We start from the raw sequence: 17,288 nt of genomic DNA, 5'->3' as shown, positions 1-17,288 counted from the left end.
AATATAATCCCAACTTCATAACCGACATGTGGCCCATTCGTCTAGCGGTTAGGACATCGCCCTTTCACGGCGGTAACACGAGTTCGAGTCTCGTATGGGTCACCACTTCTAAAAATCAAAATCTTATCCATATAAGCTTTAAAATATAGTTAATCTTAAATATTATTTTTAATTGTTATTTTAAATTTTATTGAACTGTGCCGTTCTCAATTAAATGCGTTATTAAAATTTTAAAACCTAGAAAAATTAATATCGCTCCTCCCAAAAAGAGTGCCTTTTTCTCTAAAATTTCACCCATAAATTTACCTATATAAAAAGCAATCAAACTTAATGCAAAGCAGACTACACCGATGATGAGCGAGCTTTGAAAGATATTTATCTCTTCAAAGCTAAGTGTGACACCAACGGCAAGAGCATCCACACTAGTAGCAAACGCCCCATACAAAATGGTCTTAAATCCTATCTTAAGATACTCACACTCCTCTTTGCTACAGGCCTCTTTAAACATTCTAAAACCAAGAAAGCAAAGTATAAAAAATGCGATGAAATGATCAACCGAGCTTATAAATTTTGCAAAACTAACACCTAAAAGATAGCCAAGAAGCGGCATAAGAAACTGAAAAAAACCAAGTATAAAAGCAATAAATAAAATTTTATTAAGAGCTAAATTTTTATACCTTGCACCATTTGCCATATTTAGTGCTGCACTATCCATACTAAGAGCGAAGCTAAGAAGTAAAAGTTGCATAATCTCCCTTTAGAAAAAAAGGGTGAATTCTAGTGCAAAAAGATTAAATTTATTTTAAGTGTTTAGATATTTTTTGTATGATTTTGCTTTAAATTTTAAAAAGGAGAGAAGATGAAAAGATCTCTTGTTATTCTTTGTGGCGCGCTTGCTTTAAATTTACAAGCCACAAATATGGATGATATGATAAATAAAGGCGTCAAAATAGCCACTCACGCATCAAGTGGCGATTATAAAAGCCTAGTTAGCGAGGCACTAAATGCCGCTGTTAGCGAGCTTTCAAAAGAGGGCTTTATAAACAATGCCACAGCTAAAATTCCACTTCCAAAAAGCCTTGAAATGGCGTCAAATTTAGCCAAAAAAGTAGGCGGCGAGAAGTGGGCGCAGGACCTTAGCAAGTCGATAAACAATGCCGCGACCACAGCCGTACCAAAGGCTGCTGAAATTTTTAGTGAGAGCATAAAAAATATGAGCGAAGCCGATATCAAAAAGCTCTTTAATGGCGGCAGCGACAGCGTTACGAAGTATTTAGAGAAAAGCTCCAGCCAAAAGCTAAAGGCGGCATTTACGCCGATAATTGAAAAAATGATGAGCGATAATAGCTTTGCGACAGCCTATAATGGGCTAAATTCTTTCATCGGTGGCTCAGCTAAAAACAACGAAACGATAAAATCAGTAAAGAGCCTAGCCAAAAATTTAGGCGCTAGCGAATACGTGCCAGATGACGGCGAGGACCTAAACGCATATATCACGAGAAAGACGCTAGATGGGCTATTTAACGTGATGAGCGAGAAAGAAAAGGGGCTAAGAAGCGGCTTTAGCCTAGATAGTGGCAAAAAGGTACTTGACTCGATCTTTAAATGAAAAATTTAAGCACGCAAAACAGGGCCGACATCGCACTCATCATAGTTGCCGTCGTTTGGGGAGCTACGTTTTTACCTATGGCAAATGCGCTAAGGACAAATAGTGTCTTTGTCATGCTCTTTTGTAGATTTTTTATTTCCGCTATCTTTATGGGACTTATAGCATTTAAATTTTCTAAAATTTTTGATAAAAAAAGTGTGGTTTATGGCACTATCCTTGGCGTAGTTCTCTTTGGCTCATTTGTTGCTCAAACTTACGCTCTAAAGCTTACTTTTAGCTCAAGTGTTGCCTTTATTACAGGGCTTGAGTGTGTGATTGTGCCTTTTATGACAGCACTCATTTTTAAAAATAAAATAACCGTTTTTGCTATTTTTGGTGCGCTTATTGCTATTTTTGGGCTTTGGCTTTTAAGTGGAGCCACTCTTGCCTTAGGAGCTGGCGAGGCACTTGCCCTACTTTGTGCCATATTTTATGCACTTTACACGAGCTTAAATGGCCACTTTGTAAGAAAATGCGAGCTTTATTTGCTTGTATTTGTGGTATTTCTCACCGTCTCTTTACTCTCATTTATCTTTGCGTTTATTGAAGGTAGTGTGGTGCCAAATTTTGACAGGGAATTTTTCATAGCGATATTTATCACGACGGTGATTGGCACCATATTTTGCTACTTTGTGCAAACCATCGCTCAAAGATATACGACGGCTAGCAAAGCAGCTTTATTTTTCTGTCTTGAGCCAGTCTCTGCTGGCTTTATCGGCTATTTTTTTGCTGACGAAATGCTAACACTCATACAAATTTTTGGCGCGATCTTAATAATCTTTGGAGTTATTTTTAGCGAATTTGGTAAAAAATTTTTCTCCAGATCAAAACTAGTTTAAAAGACAAAAAGCTTCATCTGTGACTCTATCTTTTCATCTATAAACTCACCTTCAAATCTCTCTTTTAACATCGCTAAAACCGCTTTTTCATCGTAGTTTTTAGCTCCATTTATCTCAAGGTGCCAGCAGATATTCTCAGCAGCTTCCTTCACGCTTCGTCTTGCGATCCTTGTTTCGTTTAAAATTTCACTCTTATAAGCGATCCCTTGCTCATTTAGCCACGCTTCAAGCCTATTTACAACATTTTTTTGAGAGAGAGTGCGTCCAAATTTTTCAAAAAATGGCTCAATCAAATCAGAGCTTCTAGGCTTATCCCAGCCAAGATAGAGTTTTTGTTTTGCGATACTATGAAATTTAGCAAAATCTTCATCGCTAACAATCGCTGGACTCATCGTGCAAACCGCGATATCAAAGTGCTTTGTAGGCTTAAATTCTCTCCAAGAGCAAACCTCGCTGGTTAAATTTGTCACGCCAAATCTTTTAGCATCTTCATTTAAAATTTCTATCATTTTCTCTGAGCTATCAATGCCAGTTATATTTTTTGCAGTTTTTGACAAAAATATCGTCCAAACACCGGTACCACAGCCTATATCAAGAATTTCTTTACCGCTAAAATCAACTCCCCAAGCTAAGGCTTTAGCAAAAATTTGTTGCTGAATAGCACTTACTTTGCCATCAAACCTTTGATAATTTGACGCCTTTTTATCCCATAAATTTTGCATTTTAGCTCCTTATTTTTGGTTATAATTCTAGCAAAAAAGGCCAGAAATGAAAGATTTTATCTACAAAGTAATAATCCCACCACAAGCCATTGATATGCACGGACACATGAATAATGTCTATTATTTCACTCTTATGCAAGAGGCTGCATTCGCACACTCTGCTGCAGTTGGCGATACAGTTGAGGCGCAGTATAAAAGGGGTGAAATTTGGCTCATTAGAAAAAATGAAGCTAAATATATAAAAAGCGTAAAATTGATGGATGAGATAGAAATTCACACTTACACGCAAGCTGAGGGCAAAGCGACTTCGTGTAGATATTTTGAGTTTAAAAAAGATGACGAGCTAATAGCAACTGGCAAGACCGAGTTTGTTTATGTTGATCTAAAAACAAATCGTCCAAAAGCCATTCCGGCTGAGATAATCGCTCTTTACTCGTGATCACACTCATCACAAACGCCTTTTATCACGGCGCTTTTTATATTTTTAGCGACATTTAGATGAGGCATATCGATGTTTGTGACTTTATGACAGACATCGCAGATAAAGTACGCTTTTGCCTCATTTGCTAGTTCGTAGTAGCTTTTATGATTATTTTCAGTTTTTATGACAAGGCCCTTTTTTTCAAAAATTTCTATGCTTCTATAAAAAGTAGTTTTATTTGCATTAAGGCTTTCTAAAATTTCATCATAACTTAATGGAGTTTTGGCATTTTGCAAAATTTCAACGAGCTTTATGCGAAAAGTAGTTGCCTTGATACTATGCTCTTCCAAGAAATTTCTTGCATTCATCCTTGCCCTTTTTATTTTTTGTATATTAACGCTAAAAGTTTTAAATTTCATTTAAAAAGTACTATATTTAGGCTTTTGTTCTTTAAGTTGCAACCAAGTTGCAATCTGCTAAACTTCCGCAATATTTTTTCAAACAAAGGAGAGATGGTGAGAAAGATTTTTGTTTTTTTAGCAGTTTGCGCTTTGTCGCTTTTTGCAAAGCCAGTTGTTACGACTAGTATATTGCCTACAAAATTTTTTGTTGAGCAGATTGCTGGTGATACACTAAGCGTAAATACAATGGTTGGCAAAGGTGCTGATCCGCACACTTATGAGCCAAAGCCAAAACAGATGAAGGAGCTTGAAAAGAGCGAGCTTTACTTTGCTATTGGCATTGAGTTTGAAGATACTTGGCTAGAGCGTTTTTCAAAATCTTTTAAAAATTTACACATTGTAAAAACACAAGAAGGCATCGAAAAGATCGCTATGAGTGATGAACACGAACATCATGAACATCATGAACATCACGAGCATAAGCACGAGGGCGAGTATAAACATGAGCATCACGAGCATCATGACCATGACCACGAAGCTGGCGAACATCATCACCATCATCATGATGGCCTTGATCCGCACATTTGGCTTGATCCAGTTTTAGTAAAAACTCAAGCTGATAATATAGCTAAGGCATTAATAGAGAAATTCCCACAAAATGCACAGCTCTATGAGGAAAATTTAGCTAAATTTAAAGCTAGTCTTGATGAGCTTGATAGCTTTATCAAAAATACTCTAAAAGATGTTAAAACTCGCGAATTTATCGTATACCACCCATCTTGGGGATATTTTGCAAAACGCTATAACTTAGAGCAAATCGCTATCGAGATAGAGGGCAAAGAGCCAAAACCAGCTGAGCTAAAAGAGCTCATAGAAGAAGCTAAAGAGCACGGCGTAAAGGTTATTTTCGTAGCTCCACAGTTTCCAACAAAGGCTGCGAATTTAGTAGCAAAAGAGACTGGCTCAAAGGTTATAAGCATTGATCAGCTCCCAGAAAATTGGCTAGATGAGATGAAAAAAACAGCAGAAATTTTTGCTAAGAGTCTATAAAAGATGTTAGCACGCCTGATTGTCATTTGCTTATTTGCTATAAATGCCTTCGGGTGTGCTCTTTGCTCGCTTTATAGTCCAACCGCTCACGTGAGCGTAAAATTTGACTCAAACGAAAACAATATCACTACAATTGCTTTTTCATGGACATTTTCGCAAAATTTCTCAGAGCTTATGAGGCAAAATTTTGACCTAAATCAGGATGAAAAGATAGATGAAAGCGAGATCAAAAAGATCCGCTTAAATTTACTTGATTATCTTGTGCCAAGGCACTATTTAACGAATATTGAGTACTTTTACAAAGATGAGAATGCTACAAAGCTTGAGCTAAATTTAAAAAAGTATAAACTCTATTTTGATGATGGTAGATTAAAATTTGATGTTAGTTTTAAGACAAATTTGCTTATCAAAGATGGCTTTGTGGTGTCTGTTGAAATGGACGACAAAGAGGGATATTTTAATTTTAAATTTACGCAAAACAACGCATTTTTGGTATCAGATCAGTTTTGGACGATACCAAATCCAAATGCAAATTTAATATTTTTTACATTTTCAAGTAAAGCTGCAGCCAAGGCTCATAACGAAAAACCTGTATTAAAAGAGCTTCTAAAAGAGCCAAACTCGGTAAATTTTGAAGATGAAAATTTAAGCCAGATCGATAAGATCGATGAAGCCAAGTTTGATCTTATTTCAAAAACAAGTCTAAGCATGCTTGATAGATTAAAGCAAATTCTAAGAAATTTTGATCAAAAAAGTCCGCTAACTCTGCTATTTTTAGCGCTCATATCATTTGGTTATGGCTTTTTACACGCTGCATCTGCTGGACATGGCAAGGTGCTTACAAGCTCCTATTTTGCCGCAACCGGTGGAAGCTACGCCAAAGCCTTTTTCTTTTCTTTAAAGATCGGATCTTTACATGTTGTGGGTGCGTTTATTTTTGTGCTTGCTAGTTTTATGATACTACGTGAGATCAGTAGCGATCTGACAAAAGATACAGCAAGCGTTACGACAGCATTTTCTGGCGTTATTATCTTTTTTGTAGCGATTTTTATGCTTTATAAAAAGGTCAAAATTTATCTTTCAAGCAAAAAAGAGTTAAATAAATTTTATATTTTTAGTTCAAGCTTAAGCCAAAATTTGAGTAAAAATACAAAATTTACTAGCGACTGTGGCTGTAATATCTGTACTACAAAAAAACCAAAAAGCAAAGAAGAATGGCTGGTTGCGGCTGCTGCGGCACTTATTCCTTGTCCTGGCACGATACTTGTCTTTGTGCTAGCAAATGAGCTAGGCAGCTATTTTGCAGGCGTTATAAGTGGCGTATTTATGGCACTTGGCATGAGCACAGTGATATTTTTAGCGGCTATTTTTGGAGCCAAGATAAATGAGAGCACAAACATTAAGCTAAAAAAGTTTAAAATCTATGCCGAATTTATGGCACTTAGCGTTATGCTTTGGCTTGGACTTTTTATTTTTACTACAACATTTACGCAAAAGAGTCTGTTTTGAAAGAGTCTGTTTTGAAAGAAATTATAAAAATTAGAAATTTAAACTTTAGCTACGATAAGCAAGTGGTTTTAGAAGGTATCAATTTAGATTATAGTAGCGATGAGTTTTTAGCTATTATCGGTCCAAATGGTGGTGGCAAAAGCACACTTTTAAAGCTTATCTTAGGACTACTTAAGCCTCAAAGTGGCGAGATAAAGCTCTTTGGAAAAGAGCCAAGTGAAGTCAGTAAATTTATAGGTTATGTGCCTCAAAATTTTCTCTCAAATCAAAGTTTTCCGATGATGGTTTTAGAAGTAGTTTTAATGGGGCTAATTGATAAAAAAATTTTTGGTTTTTACTCACAAGCTGAGAAACAAATGGCTCTTGCTGCCCTTGAGAAAGTTGGCATAAAAGAATTTGCAAGTGCTAGGATCGGTGAGCTAAGCGGCGGTCAAAGACAGCGCGTATATATCGCAAGAGCGCTTTGTGCAAATGCAAAGGTCCTCGTTTTAGACGAGCCAACAGCCAGTATCGACACAAAGGGTCAGGCTGAAATTTATGAAATTTTAAAAAATATAAACGCAAGCGGTGTTGGCGTAGTTTTGGTAAGTCATGATCTAAATATCGTGCTAAATTATGCTACAAAAATCGCCTATGTGAGTAAAAATTTACATATTCATAAAACTCATGAAGATACTGCAAAAAGAGAATTTATAGAGCATTTAGCAAAATCTCATAGCCATTTTTGCGATGTCGAGATCGCACTTGGCGAATGTGAGTGCAAAATCAAAAGTAATGTTTTTAAGCTAAAGAGATAAAATGAGTGAAATTTTAGAGTTAAATTTTATGCAAAATGCCTTTATTGCTGGCATTTTAGTTAGTATCATTTGTGGGCTCATAGGCTCACTCGTTGTTATAAATAAAATGACTTTTATCGCTGGCGGTATCGCGCACGGAGCATATGGCGGCATAGGACTTGCCTTTTTCTTCTCGCTCGAACCACTTCTTGGAGCTAGCATATTTTCACTCTTTTTAGCCCTTATAATTGCCACTATCACGTTAAAAGATAAAACCAACATCGACTCAGTTATCGGTGCTATTTGGGCATTTGGTATGGCTATTGGTATCATTTTTATCGATTTAACTCCGGGATACAATGCCGATCTCATGAGCTATCTTTTTGGCTCTATCTTAGCGGTGAGTGGGCAAGATATAACATTTATGAGTATTTTAGATATCTTATTTTTGGCGCTCATTGCCCTTTTTTATCGTCAATTTGTAGCTATTAGCTTTGATGCAGAGTTTGCAAAGCTGCGCGGCGTAAATACAACATTTTTTCACTATTTATTAGTGTGCATGATGGCACTTTGTGTGGTGGCTACGATTCGTGTTGTTGGGCTGATTCTAGTCATCGCTCTTCTTACTATACCGCCATATTTAGCACAAATTTTTGCCAAAAGACTTGGGCTGATGATGCTAATCTCTACTATCTTTTCAGTCGTTTTTTGTTTTAGCGGTCTATTTATTAGCTTCTATTTTAACCTAACAGGCGGAGCTAGCATAATCTTAGTTGCTTCACTTTGCTTTTTTGCTTTTTGTTTTAAATTTAAAAGCTTACGCCAGTAGCCCTTCTTAACTGATGAAGCGTCCAAAAGACGAAGCAAATGGCTGTAAGATAGACACTAAAAAATAGAGCTAGCCATATAAATTTTATCTCAAGACCAAAATAGAAAACTACTGCGTAAAAAAGTGATCCTTGAAGTACAAATTGCCTAAATCCATTTAGCAAAAAGATGGCCACTGGGCGTTTTATGGCCTGAAGAGTGCTGCCTGAGACATTTATCGTGCCATAAGCTACGTAAGCAAGAGAATTTATACCAAGATAAAGCCCTGCTATCTCCAAAACTGCCGGCGTATCATCAAAAATTCTTATCATATCTTCACCAAAAAATCTAATAAAAACACAAGCAAATGCACAATAAATAAGTAAAAAAAGAAGCGAAATTTTATAGCATTGCTTAGCTCTTTTAAAATTTTTAGCACCATAGTTTCTTGAAACGATACTTAAAACTGCTGCGGCCATACCAATGGTCGGCAATACCAAAATTTGCTCTATCCTTAAAGCTATACCGTACCCTGCTACGGCATTTACGCCATAGTAGCTTATAAATTTTAAAAGTACAAGTGAGCCAAGTGACATCGATAGATAGTTTAAACAAGCTGGTAGAGCTTGCTTTGTAATCTTTGCCCAAATGCTAAAATTTGGCACAAAATAGCTTAAATTTCTTGGCTCAATCATCTTAGCTTTTTTAACTTTTACAAAAAGGTAGATCATGCCCAAAAGCTGAACACTAGCTGTTGCTAGAGCAAGTCCTTTTACACCAAGGCCCAAAATGAATGCAAAAAGGTAGCAAAAAAATGCGTTGATAAAAAGACCATAAAATAGCCAATTGCGATAACTTTTTGTATCTCCAAGTGCCACGAGCACGCCATTTAGAGATTTGATAATCAAGAAAAATGGTGCAGCAAGAAAGATAACACCTGCGTAATCAAGCGCCTCTTTTAAATAGTGATGATCAGCTCCTAAAAAAGTGAGTAAATTTGGTGCTAAAAAATAGCCACAAAACCCCATAAAAATAGCAAATACTAATACAAAGATAATTCCATTTGCCGCATAAAATTTAGCCATTTTTACTTTTCCTGCTCCAAGACTATTGCCTATTAGCGCAGTTAGTGCCGAGCCAAAACCAAGCCCAATGCCTACAATACTTAGATAAAGCAAAAAGCTCATAGCCATACCAGCTACGGCAAGGGTAGAAATTTTTGCTGCAAAAAATGTGCCAGTAACGTTATAAAGAGTATTAAACATCATTGCGGTGCCAGCTGGAAGCGAGAGCGAGATGATGAGCTTATTTAACGGGTCTTTTAGTAAATCCATGGCTTGATTTTACGTTTTTTATCTTTAAAATTTGTAAAGGATAAAAATCGATTAAATTTAATAAAAAGCCATTGCCTATTTAGTAGAAGTTAAGATTTGATACCTTTTGGCAACGCATTAAATCTTAGAAAGCTTATTTTTATGTATATAAATTATTTGTGTAAAAAATTTGTATTTCTATCAGTCTTTGTTATATTAAAAATTTAGTAAGTTAAAAATCATAAAAAGCAAGGAAAATACCTTGCTAAAATTTATATTTTATGCCCATACCGCCAAATTTAAGCGTATTAGCCGTCTTATTATCGCTACTTTCGATTAGAGCTTTAACATCTGCCAAGCCAGGTAATTCCCAAACTTGTTTGCAAAGGCCATCTGTTTTTATGGTGATGCCTATCTCTCCATTAGTATTATTTCCAGTACCTACTTCTAGGCATTTATCATTTTTTGCATTTACTGGTGTTTTTACATTCGACATCTTCTTAACAGCATCTGTACCAGAAGCAAATTCGCCTTGTGAAGTATAGTAAGAACCTAAATCAGCAATAAGTGTTTGTATATTTGTAGCAGTTTTTGCTATCTCTGCATCATCCCTTGTTGCAGCTAATTTTGGTATAGCAACCGCAGCTAATATGCCCAATATAACGATCACGAAGATCAACTCAATCATCGTAAAGCCTTTTTTCATGACTTCTCCTCCCTGAAATATAAATATTTTCTAAATCGAGCGAATTGTATCATAAATTTCAAAAAACAATAAAATAACGTACTATATAAAAAATCAAAAATTTGCCGATATAAAAAAGAAAATTAAAATTTAGGGGCGTTATGAAGGGCGTTATACTTTGTCTATTTATCATCACGATTTCATTTTGTAAATATGAATCCTACAAACCTCTCACGGTAGTAAAATATAATGAAGAAAAGGCTCTGCTTGGCAAAAAACTCTTTTTTGACAAAAGACTAAGCCCAAATGAAAACTACTCTTGCCAAACTTGTCATAACTTGTATTGGAATTTAAGCGGAAGCAACCAAGATAGCATGGAAAAAGGCACTTTAAATCCTCCAACCATATTAAATGCCGCAGCAAACTATCTATTTTATAGCGATGCAAAGATTAGCAATTTAAAAGATCAAGTAAAAGAGTCCATAACTTCTAGAATAGAACTAAACTCAGATAACGACAAGATAGTGGATTCTGTAAATAATATCTCTGAGTACAAAATTTTATTTAAAAAAATTTATAATGACGGCATTAATTTTGATAATATTGCAGATGCAATAGCTGAGTTTGAAAAGGCTGTCTTAAGTGTTGATTCGCCATTTGATCGTTTTATATCAGGTGATAACAATGCCATAGATGATAGCGCAAAGAAAGGATTTGAGATATTTAATAATATAGGCTGTGCTGCTTGTCATAATGGTAGAAATTTGGGAGGAAATTTGACACAAGATATTGGCCGAGAAAGAATTTCTGCCTTAGATACAAGCAAAAGATTAAGAAGAGTGCCATCACTAAGAAATATTACAAAAACTGCTCCATATTTATCCCATGGAGAGATAAATGATCTAAAAGAGGCTATAAGCTTTATTGGTAACTACCAGTTAGGATACGTTCTTAGCAAAGATGAAATTGATGCTTTATACTCTTTTTTTCTGACACTAAATGGTAAAAAGCCTAGGATACTAAATGAGTACTAAGCGAATAAAAACCATACTTAGCGTCTTAACAGCTATATTTTTCATTAGTGCATTTTTTATATATAAAGCAAATATAGCTATTGGTGCAGCTCATAAATTTGATGACGGGATTTTAAATCTAAAATTTATAGACAATGAGATAACTTTTTCTTTAAATAATATTTATGATATCTCAAACTACGACAAACTCAATGCTGACATAAATTCTTTTGATACAAATTTAAGCAACCTTTCAATGCTTAGTGATGAGATGCTGTTATTTCATCAAAATGAAATAACAAAAGATCTACAAAACATAAGAGATGTATTTAGTAAAAAAGTATTTTTTTTACAAAGATCAGCTTATGTAAACTCATCTATAGATTCTTATATCCAAATAAGTCAATATGAAATACAAAATCTCGCACTTTCAAATAAGCTTGAGCCTATATTTTATGCGATAAAAGGTGCTTTGATGCTTAGTCCTGAAGCAATAGATGATATTTCAAAGCAAATAAAAATGTATAAAAACGAGTATAAAGATAACCAAAAAGCTCAAAATGTATTAGACAAGATACTTTATGCAGCTCAAGCTACAAAAACATTACGTACAATCTCAAATAGTGTAAAAGAGCTACATCTTGATAATCTAATAGAAAATTTTAGAAACAAAATCCTAGAATTTCACTCTGATGAGGTGAATAAGGCAAAAATAGCTCAGAGAATTTGCTTGCTTACATTTATAATATTTTGTTCATTTGGTCTCTATCAAATTAAAATGGCCTCAGAGCGTTTAAGACAGATAAAACTCCTAAGAACGACAGTCGAAAACGATCATAGCTCTATTATCTATTGCGATAAATACAATAGAATTTCATACGTAAATAAAACCTTTGAAGAAAAAACTGGCTACAAGCTAAAAGAAGTAATAGGCAAAAACCCTAGAATATTAAAATCATATATGCACCCGCAAAGCTTTTATGAATCCATAAAAGAGGCTCTGCAAAAATCTCTACCTTGGGAGAGCGATGAGCTTATAAGCAGAACAAAAAGTGGTGATTTTTTATATGAAAAGGTAAAATTTTCACCATTTTTCTTTAAAAATAAATTTGAGGGCTATATAGCGGTAAAACTTGATAGGACTAAAGAGACGCTGATATTAAACGAGCTAACTCAAAAAAATGAACAAATAAAAATACAATCTTCAATCGATAAGCTAACAGGCTTTGGTAACTACTTTGCTTTAACTGAAATTTTAGACGCACAAAAAGATGGAGTGCTCATTTGCTTAAGCATTAAGAATTTTAAAATTTTAAGATTCTTTTATCAAACTAAGATTATCGATGCAATGCTAAAGGCAGTGGCTGATACACTAAAGCTTTGTATAGATACTTCTGAGATAAAAGCAAAGCTATTTAGATTTCAAGATGACGCATTTTATATATGGTATGAAGGCGATAATATCGTAAGAGATATTGAATATATAAGAGAATATTTTGGCTCAAATAGGATAAATGTCGCTATTGATGAAAAATTTGAAAATTTACCAGGCATAAAGATGGTATTTGGTGTTTCATTGCCAAATGATACACCACAAACTAACCGCCTAATGCAATCAGTCCTTGCAAACCAGCTCGCAATAGAAAATGGTAGCAATATTTACTACTATCTAGAAAATGACGCCATTGAGATGAAATATCACAAAAACCAGCTGGCAGTTCAGCTAATTGAAGATGTGTTAGAAAACGATAGAGTCATAGTAGAAGCACAAGGCATCTTTAACTTAGAAGAAAATGAGACCGAAGCAAAATATTATGAAGTTTTGGTTCGTATAATCGATCAAAATGGCAAGATACACTATCCGGGCGAATTTTTAGATATTGCTATGAAAACGCAACTATATCCGCAAATAACCAAAAAGGTGATAAGTCTTGCGTTTGATCTTGCTAAAAGATATCCAGATTATATGTTCTCGATAAATTTATCAATTACCGATATCGCTGATGTTAGTATGAGAGAGCTTATAGAGAGCAAGCTAAACGAGTGCAAAGATCCTAATAAAATTTGTTTTGAAATGCTAGAGAGCGAAGAGCTTAGCGACTATGTTGCGGTAAATTCTTTCATAAAACGCGTCAAGGGCTATGGATGTAAAATTTCGATTGATGACTTTGGCTCAGGATACTCAAACTATTACCGAATTTTGGAGCTTGATATAGATACCATAAAGATAGATGGCTCGATAATCAAAAAGCTTCCATTTGATGAAAATGCTAGAGTTCTAGTAGAAACCATCGTAAGCTTTGCAAAAAAGCAAGGCTACAAAATAGTAGCCGAGTTTGCAAGCTCAGAAGAAATTTTAAATCAAATCAAAAATTTTGGAATACCTTACGCACAAGGATTCTTGCTAGGCAAGCCTCGCAGAATGGAATAGTGGCTAAATTTCTATATCTATGCCAACCGGGCAGTGATCGCTGCCTGTAATATCTGGCAAAATAAATGCGTCTTTTAGCCTATCTTTTAATCCTTGTGAAATAAAGAAATAATCAATTCTCCAGCCGACATTTTTAGCCCTTGCATTAAAGCGGTAGCTCCACCACGAGTAAGCGTCCGCTACGTCGCCATTTATAGCTCTAAAAGTATCTATAAAGCCACTTTTTAGCACCTCATCTATCCACGCTCGCTCAATAGGCAAAAAGCCAGAAGTTTTGGCATTTGCCTTTGGATTTTTAAGGTCGATCTCACGGTGAGCAGTATTTACATCGCCACAAAATATCACCTCTTTACCGCTTTTTACAAGTTCTTTGCAGTAAGCTAGAAATTTCTCGTAAAAGTCCATTTTATAGGCTAGGCGCTCGTCATCCTTTTGGCCATTTGGAAAATAGATATTAAAAAGTACGACATCATTAAATCTATGCTCCAAAACACGCCCTTCCGTATCGTCAAAAAAAGCCACCTTTTGTGTCAAAATATCAAAATTTGCTAGGCTCATCACTCCAGAATATCCGGCTCTCTCGCCTGAATTTATAATGATATCTTTAAAGCCAAGATTGTAAATTTCCTTTGGTATATCACTTTCTTTAACTTTAATCTCTTGAAGTGCCAGGAAATCAGGCTTTTGCTCCGTAAGCCACGCAAAACCATCTTTTGTTACAAGCGCCCTGAGGCCATTTACATTCCAGCTGATAAGTTTCAAATTTCATCCTTTTTTTAATTATAATTATGCCAAAAATCACAAAAAGGAAAATTATGAGAAACCAGCCAGAGTATAAATTTTTTAAAAATTTTGGCTACGCAAGAGAGGGTTTGGCTGAAATTTTCAAAAACGAAAAGAGTTTTAGGATAGAAATTTGTATATTTTTGCTAGCAACACTCTCACTATTTTTTTGGAAATTCAGCTTTATTTTTAACCTATTTTTGATCTTTAGCATGGCATTTGTGCTAGTTTGCGAGTGCCTAAACTCTGGCTTAGAGCGAGTAACTGATCTTGCAAGCCCAGACTATCACGCCCTAGCAAAGGCGGCAAAAGATGCAGGAAGTGCGGCTGTGATGATCGCAAATTTCTTATGTGGCGCGCTTTGGTGCGTGGCGATAGGATATAAAATTTGGAGCTAGCATGAATGAAGAGATTTACAAGGCAATCATTGGCGAGAAAAAGGTAGAAATTATAAATTTACTTTGCGAGCTAAGCGATGAAAATGGCTTTATTATGCTTAAAATTTCAGACATTTGCGAAAAGCTAGATGTGAGCAAACCAACCGTGATAAGCACGTTTAAGTTGCTTGAAGAGAAGAAAATTTTTGAACGAGTGAAAAATGGAGTTTATAGATTTAAAAATTTATAGTGGCAAGCAAATGCCTGCTACCTCTTTTTAGCCGATAGTCTCAGCAGCGATTATGCAAAAGTCAAGCGGTCAGTTATCGTGACTGGGCCTAGACGGATGGCTCATGAATGCCACCTACATTCTTGCCAGATGCATATAAATTTGGTATAGGCATAGCCGTTAGCCGTTTGAGAGCTTATGACTTGGGCTTTTGTGTTGATATTTGGCCGCCTATTGTGTGGTGAACTTTTGGCGTGCCATGCTCTGCTTAAAATGGCGGATAGGCTATAAAAGTAAAAAATAATATAAATTTTAGCTACAAATTTTTTAAAAAATATTCACTACGACTTATTTAAATTTATAATTTTGTTGATAAATTTTAGAGTATTTTAGATTTTAGCTTAAAAATAGAATTTAGCTTAGAAGAACGGAGCAAAATTGCTCCGTAAATTATTTAACACCAACTATAATTTGAGTTGCTTTAATGATCGCAGTTACTTTATCTCCCACTTTTAAAGCTAGGCTGCTAACTGACTCTCTTGTGATGATAGCTGAAATTTTGCTGCCATTTACATCGATAATAACTTCAGCATTTACAGCTCCGTCTTTTATCTCGCTAACAACGCCTTTGATTTGGTTTGTAGCGCTAAGTTTGATGCTGTCATCTTTTGAAACGATAACGCTTGAAGCTTTGAATAAAAAGATAGCTTTTTTGCCAACTTTAAGATCAAGACCTTTTTCACTATCAACCGTAACAGTTGCTTTTAGCACCTCACCGCCTGCAAGCTTAGCAGATATTAGCGAATTTACCGCACCTGTTCTTACTTCTGATATCTCAACATTTAGTTGATTTCTTGCACTTATTGACATTTTGTCTCCTTGTTTTGAATTAAATTATGGTGAAATTGTAAGGTAGAATTATTAAGTAAAACTTAAAAACTATTTATACAAAATTATAATATCAAAAATAAAAATTTTATACTTTTAAATATCCTAGAAATCGCTATTTGAGAAATAAAATCTAAAAATTTAATTTATATTATTTTGAAAAAAATGAGAAAAAATATTACTAACTGCTACTTTTAAATATCTATTTTTGTAAAATTCTTGTAAATTTGGCTTTAAAGCTTGGTAAATTTAAAAGTATTTTAATCTAAAGTAATATTTTTAGGTAAAGAGATAAATTATAAAATTTGAAGTAAAAATTTAAAAGTTTAAATACCAGCTTCTAGCATAGCTTCTGCTTGATAATGTGTGATAAGTGGCTCAATGATCTCGTCAAATAATCCCGCAGCCATAATCGCATCAAGGCGATAAAGTGTTAAATTTATACGGTGATCACTTATGCGGTTTTGCGGATAATTGTATGTCCTTATCCTACCAGAACGATCCCCAGTGCCAACTTGGCTCTTTCGCTCACTAGTCTCTTTTGCAAGTCTCTCTTGCTCTTGAAGCTCATAAAGTCTAGCTTTTAGCACCTTCATCGCAGCTTCTTTGTTTTTGTGCTGACTCTTACCATCTTGGTTTGTTACAACAAGTCCTGTTGGTATATGCGTGATCCTAACGGCACTATCGGTTGTATTTACCGACTGACCACCGTGACCTGAGCTTCTCATCACATCGACTCTTATATCATTTGGATTGATCTCGATCTCGCTATCTTCAACCTCTGGCATAATAGCTACAGTCACAGCTGAAGTGTGCACCCTACCCTGGCTCTCGGTCTCTGGCACACGTTGAACCCTATGCGTGCCGCCTTCAAATTTTAGCCTCGAGTAAGCACCTTTACCTTTTATAAGTACGATGATCTCTTTAAAGCCACCAGTATTGCCTTCGCTTTGACTAACGATCTCAAATTTATATCCACGAAGCTCTGCATATCTAATGTAAGCATTAAAAAGATCCCCAACAAATAGCGCGGCCTCATCACCACCAGTACCTGCACGAATTTCTAAAAATATATTTTTATCATCGTTTGGATCTTTTGGAAGAAGTAAAATTTTTATCTCTTCTTCAAGCTTTTCTCTTGAAATCTCTAAATTTTTAAGTTCTTCTTTTGCTAGTTCTCCAAGCTCAGAGTCCTCAAGTAGGGCTTTATTTTCGTCGATGTCTTTTAAAATTTCTAGATATTTTGTTGAGGCAGATGCGACTGGCTCGATAGATGATTGCTCTTTTGAGAGCTTTGTCATCTTTTCGATATCGTTTGCTATACTTGGATCGCTAAGAAGCGCAGAAATTTCATTATAGCGATCCAAAAATGGATGAAGTTTATCAGCAAACATTA

Annotated in this window: 19 protein-coding genes and 1 tRNA gene; 12 read left to right on the top strand and 8 right to left on the bottom strand. The window is 35.3% G+C overall.

Translation table 11 applies throughout. The annotated features are described in order from the left end of the window. The first annotated feature begins 30 nt into the window (after positions 1-30). A tRNA-Glu gene (locus F3G66_RS08630) sits at positions 31-105 on the top strand. A gap of 82 nt (positions 106-187) precedes the next feature. Here F3G66_RS08630 and F3G66_RS08625 read toward each other — a convergent pair. Beyond that, complete coding sequence (locus F3G66_RS08625; RefSeq protein ID WP_149707831.1) at positions 188-748, bottom strand: manganese efflux pump MntP; 561 nt, start codon at positions 746-748, stop codon at positions 188-190. 111 nt (positions 749-859) lie between these two features. Between F3G66_RS08625 and F3G66_RS08620 the strand changes: the two genes are divergently transcribed. Together F3G66_RS08620 and F3G66_RS08615 are read left to right on the top strand one after the other, a co-directional pair. Beyond that, positions 860-1,609, top strand: a complete 750-nt coding sequence (locus F3G66_RS08620; RefSeq protein WP_149707830.1) for a DUF4197 domain-containing protein — start codon at positions 860-862, stop codon at positions 1,607-1,609. Then, a complete protein-coding gene (locus F3G66_RS08615; protein ID WP_149707829.1) occupies positions 1,606-2,487 on the top strand; it encodes a DMT family transporter in 882 nt (293 codons plus the stop codon). Before F3G66_RS08620 ends, F3G66_RS08615 begins: the two co-directional genes overlap by 4 nt. On the opposite strand, the gene F3G66_RS08610 is transcribed toward F3G66_RS08615, so the two are convergent. Then, a complete protein-coding gene (locus F3G66_RS08610; RefSeq protein WP_149707828.1) occupies positions 2,484-3,209 on the bottom strand; it encodes a class I SAM-dependent methyltransferase in 726 nt (241 codons plus the stop codon). The genes F3G66_RS08615 and F3G66_RS08610 overlap by 4 nt on opposite strands. 46 nt (positions 3,210-3,255) lie before the next feature. Between F3G66_RS08610 and F3G66_RS08605 the strand changes: the two genes are divergently transcribed. Further along, on the top strand, positions 3,256-3,648 hold the full coding sequence (locus tag F3G66_RS08605) for an acyl-CoA thioesterase (RefSeq protein WP_021090236.1): 393 nt from the start codon (positions 3,256-3,258) through the stop codon (positions 3,646-3,648). Here F3G66_RS08605 and F3G66_RS08600 read toward each other — a convergent pair. After that, positions 3,639-3,998, bottom strand: coding sequence for a Fur family transcriptional regulator (locus F3G66_RS08600; RefSeq protein ID WP_084109795.1), 360 nt, complete (start codon positions 3,996-3,998; stop codon positions 3,639-3,641). The two genes, F3G66_RS08605 and F3G66_RS08600, sit on opposite strands and share 10 nt — an antisense overlap. 147 nt (positions 3,999-4,145) lie before the next feature. On the opposite strand from F3G66_RS08600, the gene F3G66_RS08595 reads away from it, so the two are divergent. Genes F3G66_RS08595 through F3G66_RS08580 form a run of 4 tightly spaced genes read left to right on the top strand, consistent with a single transcriptional unit; the run spans position 4,146 to position 8,195 of the window. Continuing rightward, entirely contained in the window at positions 4,146-5,081 is a 936-nt protein-coding gene (locus F3G66_RS08595; protein ID WP_149707827.1) for a metal ABC transporter solute-binding protein, Zn/Mn family, read from the top strand. 3 nt (positions 5,082-5,084) lie between these two features. After that, a complete protein-coding gene (locus F3G66_RS08590; protein ID WP_149707826.1) occupies positions 5,085-6,590 on the top strand; it encodes a nickel/cobalt transporter in 1,506 nt (501 codons plus the stop codon). A gap of 11 nt (positions 6,591-6,601) precedes the next feature. Next, a complete protein-coding gene (locus tag F3G66_RS08585; RefSeq protein WP_149707825.1) occupies positions 6,602-7,387 on the top strand; it encodes a metal ABC transporter ATP-binding protein in 786 nt (261 codons plus the stop codon). Between the two features lies 1 nt (position 7,388). Beyond that, the gene (locus F3G66_RS08580) at positions 7,389-8,195 is read left to right on the top strand and encodes a metal ABC transporter permease (protein WP_054195991.1); all 807 of its coding nucleotides are present in this window, start codon (positions 7,389-7,391) and stop codon (positions 8,193-8,195) included. Here the strand turns inward: F3G66_RS08580 and F3G66_RS08575 are convergent. Then, positions 8,176-9,507 (bottom strand): MATE family efflux transporter, encoded by a 1,332-nt coding sequence (locus tag F3G66_RS08575; protein ID WP_149707824.1) that lies wholly within the window; start codon positions 9,505-9,507, stop codon positions 8,176-8,178. The two genes, F3G66_RS08580 and F3G66_RS08575, sit on opposite strands and share 20 nt — an antisense overlap. A 244-nt stretch (positions 9,508-9,751) precedes the next feature. After that, a complete protein-coding gene (locus F3G66_RS08570) occupies positions 9,752-10,192 on the bottom strand; it encodes a type II secretion system protein (protein WP_149707823.1) in 441 nt (146 codons plus the stop codon). A 140-nt stretch (positions 10,193-10,332) separates the two neighbouring features. Between F3G66_RS08570 and F3G66_RS08565 the strand changes: the two genes are divergently transcribed. After that, positions 10,333-11,205, top strand: a complete 873-nt coding sequence (locus tag F3G66_RS08565) for a cytochrome-c peroxidase (protein WP_103559972.1) — start codon at positions 10,333-10,335, stop codon at positions 11,203-11,205. Continuing rightward, positions 11,195-13,615 (top strand): bifunctional diguanylate cyclase/phosphodiesterase, encoded by a 2,421-nt coding sequence (locus tag F3G66_RS08560; RefSeq protein ID WP_149707822.1) that lies wholly within the window; start codon positions 11,195-11,197, stop codon positions 13,613-13,615. The genes F3G66_RS08565 and F3G66_RS08560 overlap by 11 nt, the downstream gene beginning before the upstream one ends. 3 nt (positions 13,616-13,618) lie before the next feature. On the opposite strand, the gene F3G66_RS08555 is transcribed toward F3G66_RS08560, so the two are convergent. Next, positions 13,619-14,377, bottom strand: coding sequence for an exodeoxyribonuclease III (locus F3G66_RS08555; RefSeq protein ID WP_149707821.1), 759 nt, complete (start codon positions 14,375-14,377; stop codon positions 13,619-13,621). 53 nt (positions 14,378-14,430) lie between these two features. On the opposite strand from F3G66_RS08555, the gene F3G66_RS08550 reads away from it, so the two are divergent. Both F3G66_RS08550 and F3G66_RS08545 read left to right on the top strand, forming a co-directional pair. Next, positions 14,431-14,796, top strand: coding sequence for a diacylglycerol kinase (locus F3G66_RS08550; RefSeq protein ID WP_149707820.1), 366 nt, complete (start codon positions 14,431-14,433; stop codon positions 14,794-14,796). A gap of 1 nt (position 14,797) precedes the next feature. Then, positions 14,798-15,025, top strand: coding sequence for a replication/maintenance protein RepL (locus tag F3G66_RS08545; protein ID WP_107769864.1), 228 nt, complete (start codon positions 14,798-14,800; stop codon positions 15,023-15,025). A gap of 429 nt (positions 15,026-15,454) precedes the next feature. Here F3G66_RS08545 and F3G66_RS08535 read toward each other — a convergent pair whose 3' ends face one another. Beyond that, positions 15,455-15,874, bottom strand: coding sequence for a TOBE domain-containing protein (locus F3G66_RS08535; RefSeq protein WP_087577238.1), 420 nt, complete (start codon positions 15,872-15,874; stop codon positions 15,455-15,457). A 344-nt stretch (positions 15,875-16,218) separates the two neighbouring features. Further along, complete coding sequence (gene prfA, locus F3G66_RS08530) at positions 16,219-17,286, bottom strand: peptide chain release factor 1 (protein ID WP_149707819.1); 1,068 nt, start codon at positions 17,284-17,286, stop codon at positions 16,219-16,221. Positions 17,287-17,288: the final 2 nt, after the last annotated feature.

It is taken from the genome of Campylobacter concisus (genome assembly GCF_902460665.1).
GTDB lineage: Bacteria > Campylobacterota > Campylobacteria > Campylobacterales > Campylobacteraceae > Campylobacter_A > Campylobacter_A concisus_AL.
The sequence above is the reverse complement of the archived record's forward strand: the minus strand, read 5'-3'. Positions and strand labels throughout refer to the sequence as shown.